This window comes from Chthonomonas sp. (assembly GCA_016788115.1).
Taxonomy (GTDB): domain Bacteria; phylum Armatimonadota; class Fimbriimonadia; order Fimbriimonadales; family Fimbriimonadaceae; genus UBA2391.
The window spans coordinates 43,611-55,992 of the sequence record JAEURR010000003.1 but is presented as its reverse complement, the minus strand read 5'-3'; the positions used below and the strand labels follow the sequence as shown (position 1 = coordinate 55,992).

11 protein-coding genes and 1 tRNA gene are annotated in these 12,382 nt (G+C 60.9%); 2 read left to right on the top strand and 10 right to left on the bottom strand.

The features are described from left to right. Positions 1-2: 2 nt before the first annotated feature. From JNM85_00485 to JNM85_00440, 10 genes are all read right to left on the bottom strand, one after another. A complete protein-coding gene (locus JNM85_00485) occupies positions 3-1,253 on the bottom strand; it encodes a S41 family peptidase (protein ID MBL8086528.1) in 1,251 nt (416 codons plus the stop codon). Then, entirely contained in the window at positions 1,250-2,545 is a 1,296-nt protein-coding gene (locus JNM85_00480; protein ID MBL8086527.1) for a PDZ domain-containing protein, read from the bottom strand. Before JNM85_00480 ends, JNM85_00485 begins: the two co-directional genes overlap by 4 nt. A gap of 15 nt (positions 2,546-2,560) precedes the next feature. Further along, complete coding sequence (locus tag JNM85_00475) at positions 2,561-2,998, bottom strand: RpiB/LacA/LacB family sugar-phosphate isomerase (GenBank protein ID MBL8086526.1); 438 nt, start codon at positions 2,996-2,998, stop codon at positions 2,561-2,563. Then, complete coding sequence (locus JNM85_00470) at positions 2,995-5,913, bottom strand: HEAT repeat domain-containing protein (GenBank protein ID MBL8086525.1); 2,919 nt, start codon at positions 5,911-5,913, stop codon at positions 2,995-2,997. Before JNM85_00470 ends, JNM85_00475 begins: the two co-directional genes overlap by 4 nt. A gap of 3 nt (positions 5,914-5,916) precedes the next feature. Then, complete coding sequence (locus tag JNM85_00465; GenBank protein ID MBL8086524.1) at positions 5,917-6,762, bottom strand: S-methyl-5'-thioadenosine phosphorylase; 846 nt, start codon at positions 6,760-6,762, stop codon at positions 5,917-5,919. A 32-nt stretch (positions 6,763-6,794) separates the two neighbouring features. After that, positions 6,795-7,652 (bottom strand): ABC transporter substrate-binding protein, encoded by an 858-nt coding sequence (locus JNM85_00460; GenBank protein ID MBL8086523.1) that lies wholly within the window; start codon positions 7,650-7,652, stop codon positions 6,795-6,797. A 60-nt stretch (positions 7,653-7,712) separates the two neighbouring features. Then, positions 7,713-7,788: transfer RNA gene (locus tag JNM85_00455), tRNA-Trp, on the bottom strand. A gap of 115 nt (positions 7,789-7,903) precedes the next feature. Further along, positions 7,904-8,644 carry a PEP-CTERM sorting domain-containing protein gene (locus tag JNM85_00450; protein ID MBL8086522.1) on the bottom strand — a complete coding sequence of 247 codons (741 nt, stop codon included), beginning with the start codon at positions 8,642-8,644 and terminating at the stop codon, positions 7,904-7,906. A 185-nt stretch (positions 8,645-8,829) separates the two neighbouring features. Continuing rightward, on the bottom strand, positions 8,830-9,543 hold the full coding sequence (locus tag JNM85_00445; protein MBL8086521.1) for a hypothetical protein: 714 nt from the start codon (positions 9,541-9,543) through the stop codon (positions 8,830-8,832). Between the two features lie 4 nt (positions 9,544-9,547). Next, entirely contained in the window at positions 9,548-10,156 is a 609-nt protein-coding gene (locus JNM85_00440; GenBank protein ID MBL8086520.1) for a sigma-70 family RNA polymerase sigma factor, read from the bottom strand. A gap of 92 nt (positions 10,157-10,248) precedes the next feature. Between JNM85_00440 and JNM85_00435 the strand changes: the two genes are divergently transcribed. Together JNM85_00435 and JNM85_00430 are read left to right on the top strand one after the other, a co-directional pair. Next, positions 10,249-10,668 carry a hypothetical protein gene (locus tag JNM85_00435; GenBank protein ID MBL8086519.1) on the top strand — a complete coding sequence of 140 codons (420 nt, stop codon included), beginning with the start codon at positions 10,249-10,251 and terminating at the stop codon, positions 10,666-10,668. 5 nt (positions 10,669-10,673) lie between these two features. Further along, positions 10,674-12,377 (top strand): M3 family oligoendopeptidase, encoded by a 1,704-nt coding sequence (locus tag JNM85_00430; protein ID MBL8086518.1) that lies wholly within the window; start codon positions 10,674-10,676, stop codon positions 12,375-12,377. Positions 12,378-12,382 lie beyond the last annotated feature (5 nt).

The following is a 12,382-nucleotide window of genomic DNA, read 5'->3' as shown; positions in this document are numbered from 1 at the left end:
CGTTAGCGCTTGCTGGCGATGACCTCAAGTGCCTTCTGAAGCTGATTATCCCGCTCGGGGTTGCCCAGCATGGTGTTTGGCCCGAGGTTGAGCTTCACTTCCACATCTGGCTTGAGTCCGCCGCTGATGTAGCCGCCCTCATCATCGACCTTGCGCATGATGTCGTGCCCGCTGGGCAAGAAGTACTTCGCGATAGTGACCTTGGCAGCGGCTCCATCGGGGAGGTTGAACATCCGCTGGACCGAGGCCTTGCCGTAGGTGTGTTCGCCGACGAGCGTCGCGAGGCGGTAGTCGCGGAGAACTCCTGCAAAGATCTCGCTGGCGCTTGCGGAATCCTCATTGACCAGTACAACGACGGGATAAGCCAGGTCCATGCGCTCGTTCATCGGCGTGTACACCGGCTCTTCCTTGTAATCGCGACCGACGGTTCGGACGACGAGCTTGTTCTCGGTGAAGATCCCGAGCATCTCGGCGGCGGAATCGAGCAGGCCGCCGGGGTTGCCGCGGAGGTCAATGATGAGCCCGTCGATCCCTTGGGCATCCAGGTCTTGGATCTGAGACCGGAACTGCTTGGGGGTCGTCTCGGCGAAGCCGTAGACCATCACATAGGCCACGCGAGTGCCTGGCAAAATGAGCCCGTCGGCGGTCGGAATGTTGATCCGTTCGCGCCGAATTTCCAGCTGCAGGGTTTTGCCGCTGCTCGGGCGTAAGATGGTCAGCTTGACCCGAGTTCCTTCGGGCCCTTTGATGAGCCCGACAATCTTGTCAATCTCCATGCCCGCGACTTTTGTCGCGCCGACGGCAACGATGATGTCACCGGGCTGGAGTCCGCCCGCCGAAGCCGGGCTGCCTTTGAAAACTGTGGCGAGCTTCGCCCCTTGGGTATCGCCTGAGAGCCGTGCGCCGATGCCCGCGTACGTGGCGGAACCACGGGTCTCCTTCAGAAAGTCCTCCGTGAACTTAGGGTTCATGAAGACGGTGTGGGGATCTCCAAGCGAGGCCATGGCCCCTTCCATGGCGTGGTACTTCAATTCGATCGGGTCTAGCGAGCGGTAGTAGCTCGTTTCAATATCCTGATATGCACCCTTAAAGAGCTCGGCCGGATCGACCTTGGTCGGCTCCTGCTTGCGGAGTGCCGAGGTGAGCGCAGACATCGTAAAATCGCCCTTCTGGAAGTCACGGCCCATATAGCCGAGGAAGAGTCCTGAAGCGATCACGAGAGGGACGGTTACAGTTTTGAGGACCGGATTCACGGGCGCACCTCCCTTTCGGCGCGGGCAACTTTGGTGTCGAGCACCGGATGGAATTCGCCCACCGGGAGCGTGTATCCGCTTCCGTCCGGCAACAAAACGGTTTTGATGATTGCTTTCTCGCCAGCAGTTGGGCCGCCGACGATCTTGGCGAGCTTCCGTGATTGGAGTGCGAGGGCAAACACCTCGGCTGCTCCGCGAGTGGACTTATCGACGATCAGTGTCAGGTCGAGCGGCGTGGTGCGCTGTCCCTGGGACACTAGCCGTGTTGGCTTTGCATTCTTATCGGTGACAATCTCGCCGTAGACACCCGCGGGGGCGACTAGGTCGAGCATCTTTTGAAGTGTCTCGAAACTTCCTTGCGTGCTGTTGCGCAGATCAATGGTGAGCGCTTTCTTGTCATCGAGCCGGGATGCCAGTTCGCGGTCTGCGCCGTCGAAGAAGCGGACTTCAACGGCGTCGCCGCGCTCCTGGATCGGTTCCCACGTCTGGCGTGCTTTGGCGATTTTGGCGTTGAAAACGTTTGTGCCACGTTCCCACTCCACCGTGGACTCGCCGGTCGCGCCGAGCGTGAGGTGATCCTTTACTCGCAGCGGGGTCGTACTATTGGTGAACCGGTCGCTGATGCTGCGAAGCCTGAGGTTCATCGCATTTTCGTCGAGCTTCGACTTGCGGACCGTCTCGATTTCCGAGCGGAGCGACTCGACCATGGCCGTGCTGAGGACGGTCTTGCCGTCTACAGCGATGATCTGATCCCCAATTTTCAGCCCGGCCTTTGCCGCGTTGCTGCCGGGGACGATTGCGCTGACGACGACATTCGGAATCAGGGTGGCCGAGTCCAGGTCCTCAACCCCCTCGCCCTTGAGCCGCTTCTTAAGCTTCTCAAGCGCGGTCGGATCGAATTCAAACTTGAGCTCTGCGCCGATCCCTTCGAACTTGCCGTGCATGGCGTTGGCGAACGCCTCGAACTGGGTCTTATCCATGAAGGTGGCCAGGGGATCTTGCAGACTCACGACCATGCCCTTCACTGCGCCGATCGCCAGTTTCTCCGTCGCTTCCGGCTTCTCGACGTACTGGGCTTGCAGAAGCTCGATCAGCTTGGCGAAGTAAACCGACTCAGGGATGTCAACGCTGTTTGACTGCGAGTCGGCCATGAGCACGACGTGATTGGCTGAGTTGCCCCAGTCGATCGATCCGTTGGTGGATTTCTCCCGCAGGACCGCGCCGGTGAAGATAGCTCCGGCCGCGAGGAATCCCAGCGCGAATGCAAATAGCTTTGAAGTTCCTTTCTGCATGAAGACTCCGATAACCTAAATGGCTGCATCGAGCTTACCGACCCGACGCTCGTGACGCTCCGCATGGTCTTCCGGAGCCTTCAAGAACGCGGTGAGGATCTCGACCGCCCGCTCTGCTTCTACTAAACGCTCACCGAGGCACAAAACGTTTGCATGATTGTGCAAACGTGCCAGTTTTGCCGATTCGACATTCCAACAGTTGGCTGCGCGGATACCAGGATGGCGGTTTGCGCGTATGCAAATGCCGATGCCACTGCCGCAGATCAGCACCCCGAGTTCGAACTCACCCGAAAGGATTCTCGGTGCGAGATCGTCGGCAGCATCCGGGTAGTCGTACGGGTCTTCGCCCATTGCACCGACCTCGACGCATTCATGACCATCCCGCCGCGCGGTGTGGACGAGCACGCGGCGTAGGGTGTGGCCCGCATGGTCCGACCCGAAGATGAGTTTCACGGCAAGGGCCTCGCTGCCTCGCGCACTTCGGGTGCTGGGCTCGTTTTCCATGCGGCGCGCAACGCTGGGGAGATGGGGACGTTGCGCGCGACCATCAGCTCAAGCAGCTCGAGCTGGACGCGCGGGTCCCGATCGTCGAGCACCGGGCTCAGGTCGTCCAAGCCGACCTCCTTGGGGCCTTTGGTGAGGGCGCGAAGCGCGGCAGCGCGAACGTCGGCGACCCGGTCCCCCAGTGACTGAAGGATGAGGGCATGGGCAGCGGGACTTGGCTTCTCGGCCAGGCCATCCAATACGCGGCGACGGACGGTTGGGCTCTCATCGCGGACCACTTTCATGGCTTCAAGCTTGATCTCCTCGTCTACCGCATCGAGCAAGCGGATGGCGGCCGAAGCTCGGACCTCTTCGCTGGGATCGTTGACGGCGGCGTAAAGAAGGCGCCGTGCGGCGAGGTCAAAGCCCGCGTTGGCGGTGCGGACCACTGCCAAACGAACGTTGGGTTCAACCTCACGGAGGAAGGTGATCGCGACGATGCTAGCCTCACGTGTTTGGATGGAGGCGAGCGCCTCGACCGCGGCGCGCCGGACTCGCCAGCTCTTCGCGGCATAGGCCAAGCTGATCGCCCCGACGTAGCTCGCGTCCTTGGTGCCGGAGAGCGCTTGAATCGCACCGAGGCGAGTGTGATCAAACGGACCGATCTCCAGCGCACGGCGGAGTGCGCTCCAACTCTCGTCGGTGCCTTGGTTGGCGAGCGCCTTGGCGGCGGTGATCGAAACCCACGGTTGCCCGGATCGAAGTGCACTAACGAGGCCGGAGACGAGCGAAGGTGCCTTGACGCGCGTGAGTACATCGGCAGCGGCGATAGTTCCGCGGCGATTGGGGACTTCGAGAAGATCACCTAACAACTTGATATCGGATTCGGTCGCGGTCCCTGGTTCGATCGCACCTGCCCGCTGGATCATCGAGAGAAGATCAGCGTCCGGTGGCACGGCTGGGGCAGAGAGGTTAGATTTGTCGGAGTCGAATCGGATCGCAGAGATCTCAAAAGTGGCTGGCTCGACCAGCTGCCGCTCGAAGTACTCGTAGTAGGGTTGCGGCGTGATGGCCAGAGTACGGATGGCAGAGCTTCCGACGCGCTCAAGCATGTCAGAGAGATCGACACGGACTCGTTGCCACGTGTTAAGCGACTCGACTGCAACCGACTGGGTCACCTCTCCGCGCTCCTCGGCTCCTACGGGCACATCCACTGGCGGACCGAGCACGAGCCACCCTCGACGACCGTTGGCGAAGTCGATTTGGACCGCGAACGGATCGCGACCGGAAGCCCGGAACCAAAAATCGATGACAGGACGCGCGGCACCATTGATGACCGGCGGCATGCCTCCGGCGAACCAAACTACGCCGCCACGGTAGAGACCGCGTTCGCTGACCACGAGGATCGGACCGCGGTCCGCGTCCATCGCCTTCTCGACTCGGAGCACGCCTTCCGTTCGAATGTTCTCGGGGAGCGAATCGACGTAATCGAATGCGGGAGGCATCGGAACGGGCCGGAGCAGCTGGCTCGGGTCGCCCACGAAAACCCAGCGCTTCTGATCGTCTTGTCGCAGCCCAGGGGTGGGGTCTGCTTGAGCCATGCGCGCGAGGACATTGGGCGCAGCAAAGAGACTCGCGTCGGCCGGAACCGCGCTTTCGGCTTCGAAGAGGACGGCGGCTTGTGTTCTGCCGACCACGAGGCCCATCGCCTTGAGACCGTACTGCGGCGCGGCCAGCTCCGTGATGGCGCTGGCCTTCTGGAGCGGGACGAGCATCCGTCGGCCATCGTGGACCACGTCTTCGCTTGCGCCGTCCAGCAGGGCGCTGACGCGATCTGGACTGTTCTTGAGCCAGTTCGTGGTGGACTCAAGGTTGAAGCGGGGAAGCTTGGAGTAAGGATCGTCGGCGACGCTGGCCCAACTGCCTGCCGCTTGGCCGGAAGGGTACTTCCGGGCCAAGTAGCCGGTCCCGCCGAGCGGACCGAGGTCCATGATCGCGGGCCACATGGCGTCGGTGACGAATTGCCGGGCGTGGGTGGCGAACGGATTGTCGATCCCGCCTGTGATGACGGGCAGCGCGTAGCCTGAGCGAGCGGCACGCCAAGTGAGCTGGCGAATCCAGCTTGCGTACAATGTGAGCGCGAGACGATCGCCGTCAGCGAGCGGAGACCGGACGTAATAGCCGACCGCGCTGACGGGCATGCTGCGCACGCTCATGAGAGGGACCGGATCGGAGAGCCCGGCGTGAATGCAGAGCACGCCGTGATACGGTCCGCGGTAGATCCCGTCTTCTGCCTGGAAGTTGTAGTCGTTGAGACGGGATTCGAGCACGTCGGTGACGAAAGCGCGACCGAACGCCGGCCCCGAGTCGTTGGTGAGCTCCATCCGCTCGGCATCGTCATCGACCGTGATGTCGAATTCAAGGTTGATCCGGCCGAAGGTTTGCCCCTTGACCATTGCGCCCAGTCGTGCAAGCGATTCCTTGATCGTCTCGATCTGAAACGGCTCGATCACGCCACGACGGAAACTGTAATTGGCTGGGCCCCGTTTGGCGATGAGCTCGCCTCGCGTAAAGAGGAAGACCTTCGTCTTCCAGGTGATCGTTCCTTCGCTCGCGTCGCGGTAGCTGCTGAACCCCTTGGCAAACTCGCCCCAGCCGCCGTCGGCCATGCGTCCACCCATGAGTGCGCCGTCCGCGCGAAGCGGGAAACGGAGGTTCCCGAACTCGGCGTACGCGCCGCCGGGGCCGTCCAGTCCGGCGAGTGGGAAGGTCACGGGGACCTTGTCGGGGCCGACACTGTAGGTTCCCAGGTCCAATCGCGCAGCGGGCTGCGTTTGGCTCGCGAGCATGCTGGAGACGGCGAGAATGGACCAGGGAGTTGTCATGACTTATTCAAAGAGACGGATATCGAACTCAGAAGCCGCATGTCCATCGCCGCGGCTGAACTGCAGTGTCTCTCGAGCTCCGAGTGCGTCGAGGTCCTTGGGGAACTTGCCAACCAGATCGATGACCACGTTGCGGATCCTCTCCGAGTTCTGATTGAAGATTTCCAGGACGCTGTGTGCATTCACGGCCTCGGTATCGGCAACCAGACCCGCGTCGTAGTCGGTGATCAATGCGATGTTGACGACCGCCATGCCCAGTTCTCGGCAGAGATACGCCTCAGGGTACTGGGTCATGTTGATGACCTGCCATCCGGCGTCGGTGAACCACTTGCTCTCCGCCTTGGTACTGAATCGCGGGCCTTGAACGACGACCACAGTTCCGCCGTCGTGACACTCGATGCCGTGGGCCCGGATGGTCTCGACTGCCAGCTTGCGCAGGACGGGATCGTAGGTGTCGGCGGGAGAAACGTGGGAAACGATCGGACCATCAAAGAAAGTGTCGATGCGGCCGGTGGTGCGATCGACGAATTGGTCACAAACGACGAAGTCGCCTGGCTTGACGTGCTGCTGGAGTGAGCCTGCAGCGCACGGCGAAATGACGGCTTTGACGCCTACGCGGCGCATGGCCCACACGTTGGCGCGGTAGTTGATCTTATGCGGCGGGATCGTGTGGCGGCGACCGTGGCGGGGAAGAAAGGCGACCTTACGTCCGTTCAGCTCGGCCAGAAACAGCGAGTCGCTCGGGGGGCCATAAGGAGTGTCGATTTTGACCTCCTTGACATTATCAAGAAGACTGTAGAAGCCTGAGCCTCCGAAAATGCCGATCTCGGCGAGCGGTGCGTTTGCCATGCTAGTTGGTGTGTTTCTCCTGGGTTGATGAGTTACTTGGCCGCGCGGGCAGCGGGCAGAATGCGGCTAATCCCTTCGATCAGTTTGTCAAATCGGGAGCCAGCGCGCAGAAGCACGTCAGCGTTGAGACCATAAACTTGGTTCCGCTTGACGGCGGAGGTCGCGGCGAATCGTGGGTCCTTCAGAACCGTGCTTGCTTCGCCAGCGACGAGGATGAGTTCTGGATCGCCCGAAACAATGGCTTCGGGCTTGAGGGCAGTAAAGCGATTGCTGTCGTCGCCGAGGAGTTCGCCACCACCCTGGCGGATGACGTCGGCGAGCAGCGACTTCTTGCCCGCTGCAAAGAGCGCGCCGGGTCCGTCACCTGAAAGGACGAGGGTGCGAACGAGGGGTGTTGGCGCGGCGCCACGGGCTCGCTCAAGCGCGCCGTAGACCTTGTCGCTGTATTCGGACATGGCCGTCTCGGTGCCCGTCAGTTTGCCGAGCTCAAGGAGCCAGTCGATGTACCCCTGAACAGTCTGCGCGGCGAACGGTAAGAAGTTGGCTTTGGGCGCAGCGGCTTTCATCTGCGTCACGTCTGCATCCGAGAACAGGTTGGCATCGTAGACCACGAGGTCCGGTGCAACTTTGGCGAGCTTCTCGTAGTCCGGCTTGACGGTCGCGAGGACGGGCACCTGCTCCAAGCCGGTGGGCGGGAAGTTGCACGCGGCGGTCCGTCCGGCCAGCATTTGCGGCATGTTCATCGCGACGATTTCGGTGACGCTCGGGCTCAGCGAGACCAGCTTCTTGACCGGTTTGGGGTTTGGCTTCCCCCCTTGTACTGTCGGCTCCGCGCACCCGGCAAGGGCGATGAGACAACCGAGGAGCGCAACTAGAACACGAACGCGCATTCGTCAATTTTGGCCGAAGCAGGTTCAAAATTGCTGGCGAAAATGCGTGCGAGAGGGAAATGGCAGGGGCAACAGGACTTGAACCCGCGACCTACGGTTTTGGAGACCGCCGCTCTACCAACTGAGCTATACCCCTGCGGAAGACCTCTATTTTACCTTACGCTGGTTCAGAGGGTTGCGTCACCAGAACGCGCGCCGAGCACTAGGCTCAGGCGCGCGGTTCCGTTTGCGCTGACGTGTCTAAGGAAGACTTATCGCTTGCGGCGTCGCAGCGCGAATGCGCCGAGGGCCGCAGCCATAGCGGCCATGGTGCCCGGTTCAGGAACGGCATCGAACGTCGGTCGATCGAATAGCAGATCCTGGAAGCTGCCGTTGTTAAACTGGGCAAATCCCACCGAGTAGATCGAACCTGAGAACGAACCGCTAACCAGGCCGTTGATCGAGAGGTTGTTCACGTCGACCACGCGCAGAGTGTAGTTTCCACCACCGAACTGCAGCGAGTAGCTGAGGGTTCGACCGCGAAGCTCGACCCCAAGGTTGATCGTGTTACCGTCGCTGAGATAGACCTTCTGGTTGCCGGTGGAGGGCGTCAGACCCCAGGCCAGGATTTGGCCTGCACCGAACGTGGAGCCAACGGACGACTTGACGTTGAACCCCGAGAAACCCTGGGAGTTGTCCACGTTATGTCGGCCGATGACCGTGTAGAAGCCAGCGCTTAGACCAACCTGGAGCGGGCGACCGACAGAGTAACCGCCGCCGTTGAACAGGCCGAAGGAACGGCTGTCGCCGTCGACGCTGGGGCCGATGTAGCGTCCGCCGCCTGCCTGGAATTGCACCCACGGATTGTAGCCGGTGATGCTATTGTCCGTAAGCTGCCAGCCGTCGTTGTACGTCGGGTGGTCGGCGTTATCGGACGCGATGATGATGGCTTGGCTCGCCGCTGCGGCGCACATGGCCACAACGATCAACAGCGCTTTGTGCTGAGAATTCATTTGCTCTTTACTCCCTGTGGTTGCTCAAGACGCACCCCCTTCGGGCGCGCCAAATGTTCCAATCTCCTATCTGCCCGCAAGGCTTGACTTGTGACACTTCGGAGGCGGAAGCACAAAAAAATTGACCTGATCGCGTTGGCGTTGCGATCAGGCCGTTATGAAAGGAGCTTTGTTGGAGGAGAGGGTTAGAGTTCGTCGACCACGCGCTGCAGCTCGTCGTGGGACCGGTTGCCTAGCAACAGGAATGCAGCGTTGTCTTCAGTCCAGAACAGGCAGTTGTTCGAGCCGATGACGCCGCGCCGAGAGTTCGTGCGTGGGTCGCGCCAAGTTCCGTCCACGGCGACTGCACCACTCACCCGGAGCAGTCGCATCTGGCCGCGCTCGTCACGGATGTCGTAAACCTGCACGATCCGGCCATCTTGCATGCGCTGCTCGACGAAACCGACGAGTTCAAGTGGAGTCTTGGCTTCGTGGTTGCCGAGTCGGTCGGAAAACCATGAACGGACGCTTTCCGGGACGATGCTGCTGGTGTTAAGGCCCGCGGCGTAGCTGGCGACATCGCTCGTGTGGAGGGTGTTCTGGCTGCCCACACGATTCATGATGCCAGCCCCGACGAGGAGGAAAAAGAGACACGCTGCCATTTGCCAGGAGTACTTGCTGACAAAGTGCTGCGCGTTCGACGCTCGGTCGATCTCATCGAGGCGCGACTTGCAAAGGGACCAAGTCTCGTTGCACATCTCGCCCTTGACGCACCGCTTCAGGGTCGACTTGAGAGCGAGTGCCTGTTGGTACTCGGCTTCGAGTCGGGGATCGGCGGACATCTTGGCGAGCGCGGCGTTGCGCTCTTCTCCTTCGAGTTGGCCATCGGCCAAGCTATGCATCAATTCAAAATCTTTCATTGCGTTAGTCGGAGTCCTCGGAGAGTGCTTCTGTTTTCAAATAACCTTCGGCGCGGGCGTGTGGTTCCAGCTCGCGGCGCAAAATCGCTCTTCCCCGTGCAATTCGGGAGCGGACGGTACCGATTGGAACCTGAGTGGCTTCGGCGATCTCCTCATATGAGAGACCCTCCACATCGCTGAGCAAGACTGCCATGCGAAAATCTGCCGGTACTTTTTCCAGGGCCTCTTGAACTTCGCCGCCCATCAGGTGGTCGAAGACCAACCGCTCGGGCGATTCGCTCGGGTCCGCGACCGGCTCGGCGGTGTTCTCGTCTTCAAACGAAACGGTGCTGCCGGATCGCAGCTTTTGTCGGTAGCGGTTGATGTAGAGGTTGGTGAGGATCCGGAGGATCCAGGCCTTGAAGTTGCGTCCGTCGAACCGGTCGAAGGCGTCGTACGCCCGGACGATCGCCTCTTGAGTGAGGTCTTGGGCGTCCTCGCGGTCGCGGGTCAATCGCAGTGCCGTCCCGAAGAGCGAAGGGAAAACTTCTTCGGCCAACCGCTCAAAGCGATCTCTTTGGGGATTTCCCTTTCGGAACAGCATCACGGCGGGCAGTTTACCTGTCAGGTTCATCGAACTCAGAGTGTCGGACGTGGCCTTGTCCAGGTCCGTCCTTGCTAACCTCGACCGTGAGCTGGCGGTTCCCGACCCAGTAAAATGGTCCTATGACCCTGAACGAATTCGTAGCCCAGAAGAAACGTGCGCTGTGGAACGATTTGCTTGAGGGTCGTGATCCCAGCGAGGGGGAGTTCGAGTCTTCTGTGCTGTCTGAGGCTCGGGCGCTTGGAGTCCAGCCGCAGATCGGCAAGGCGTCCTTCACTCCTCACACGATGACGCTTGAGTTCATCTATTCAGGGACCGGAGGTTCGACGATGATCGTGCCGGTGACACTCGACGCGCCGGACCGGATCGTGTTCCTGCCCGTTCCGGATTGGGTGGTGCAAACCATATGGCAAGGCGAGGTGGACGGATCGTTCCAGTTCGCCGCGCAAGCCATGCAATACGTCGACCAGTTCATCAACGAGCTTAGCGAAGAAGAAAACACGAAGTGGTTCGGACCCCGCCAAGCGTCCCGGCGTGAGTAGACCGCGTGGGTAAGCTTGCCGCCATGCAAGCCCTTCCCGAGAATTTTGACGCAGCGCGCGACCTTAGCTGGCCGACCTATGCGCCCGCATTTGATGCCCTCCTCGATACGGACCTGAACGGCGAGGATGTGAATGCGTGGCTGGCGGAATGGACCAAGATCGAGAACCTAATCTCGGACTTGCTCAGCCGCATCTACGTGGCCATGACCGCCAACACCGCCGACGAAGTCGCGACCTCGGCTTACAGCACGTTCTACAAGCAGATTTTTCCTGAGCAGCAGCGCGCGAGCCAGGCGTTGAAGGAGAAGCTTCTGGCCAGCGGCGTCACGCCTGCGAACTTCGAGATTCCGCTGCGCAATATGCGTTGCGAGGCGGCGATCTTCCGTGCCAAGAACGTCGAGCTTAAGGCCAAGGAATCCGAGAAGTCGACCGAGTACGGCGAGATCGTCGGTGCGCAGACCGTCCGCTGGGAGGGCGAAGAGATCACCCTGACCAAGCTGGAGATGAACCAACTGAACTCCGACCGCGAGGTTCGCGAGCGAGCTTGGCGATTGGGGATGGACCGGCGGCTGGAAGATCGATCGAAGCTCAACGCGTTGTGGGCAGAGCTGTTGGACCTGCGCGTGCCTCAGGCCAAGAACGCGGGATTTGAGACTTACACGCAGTTGCGCTGGCAAGAAATGCAACGGTTTGACTACACGGAAGCCGACTGCGAATCGTTTCGCAACGCGATCGAGAAGTCGGTTGTTCCGGCAGCGAAGCGGATCATTGAACGCCGACGGGCGAGGCTCGGGCTGGACAGCGTTCGGCCATGGGATCTGGGATGCCCCGAGCATGGACAGCAGCCGCTCAAGCCTTTCTCCCAGGTTGCGGACCTGGAGCAGAAGGCAAGTGCGATCTTCCGGCAGGTGGACCCGGTGCTCGGAGGCTACTACGACGCGATGCTTGCTGAGGACCTTTTGGACCTGGGCAACCGCAAGAACAAGGCACCGGGCGGCTATTGCACCGCGTTCCCCGTATCGCGTCGACCGTTCATCTACATGAACGCAGTCGGGAAGCACGGAGACGTTCAGACGTTGCTCCACGAGGGCGGCCATGCGTTCCACGTTTTCGAGTCGGCGGTGCTGCCTTATCACCAGCAGCACGAGGTCAACACGGAATTCGCCGAGGTGGCTTCGATGAGCATGGAGTTGCTCGCCGGACCGTACCTGGACGAGTCGTACGGCGGCTATTACATTGCTGAGGACGCCAAGCGAGCGCGCCAGGAGCACCTCGAGAAGCTCGTGCTTTTCTGGCCGTACATGGCGGTGGTGGACGGATTCCAGCATTGGGTCTATGCCGATCCGCAGCGGGCACGGGACAGTGCTCAGTGTGACCGCGCTTGGTCCGAGCTTTGGGATCGGTTCATGGGCTTTGAGGATTGGAGCGGGTTGCAGGCCGAGAAGGAGACCGGCTGGCACCGCAAGCTCCACATCTTCGAGATTCCGTTCTATTACGTCGAGTACGGCTTGGCGCAGTTGGGTGCGGTCCAGGTCTGGCGCAATTCGCTCGAGGACGCACCCAAGGCGATCGCAAACTACCGTAGCGCGCTGGCCCTCGGCGGTACGGTGACCTTGCCGCAGTTGTTCTCGGCAGCGGGTGCGCGGTTCGCGTTCGACGTGGATACGGTCCAGTCGGCTGTTGATCTCATCGAGTCCAAGCTCGCGTAAGCGGG

Excerpts from the sequence above, each read along its gene's own strand:
- JNM85_00480 (MBL8086527.1), bottom strand. The coding sequence starts at position 2,545 with ATGCAGAAAGGAACTTCAAAGCTATTTGCATTCGCGCTGGGATTCCTC.
- JNM85_00470 (MBL8086525.1), bottom strand. The coding sequence starts at position 5,913 with ATGACAACTCCCTGGTCCATTCTCGCCGTCTCCAGCATGCTCGCGAGC.
- JNM85_00465 (MBL8086524.1), bottom strand. The coding sequence starts at position 6,762 with ATGGCAAACGCACCGCTCGCCGAGATCGGCATTTTCGGAGGCTCAGGC.
- JNM85_00460 (MBL8086523.1), bottom strand. The coding sequence starts at position 7,652 with ATGCGCGTTCGTGTTCTAGTTGCGCTCCTCGGTTGTCTCATCGCCCTT.
- JNM85_00450 (MBL8086522.1), bottom strand. The coding sequence starts at position 8,644 with ATGAATTCTCAGCACAAAGCGCTGTTGATCGTTGTGGCCATGTGCGCC.
- JNM85_00445 (MBL8086521.1), bottom strand. The coding sequence starts at position 9,543 with ATGAAAGATTTTGAATTGATGCATAGCTTGGCCGATGGCCAACTCGAA.
- JNM85_00440 (MBL8086520.1), bottom strand. The coding sequence starts at position 10,156 with ATGAACCTGACAGGTAAACTGCCCGCCGTGATGCTGTTCCGAAAGGGA.
- JNM85_00435 (MBL8086519.1), top strand. The coding sequence starts at position 10,249 with ATGACCCTGAACGAATTCGTAGCCCAGAAGAAACGTGCGCTGTGGAAC.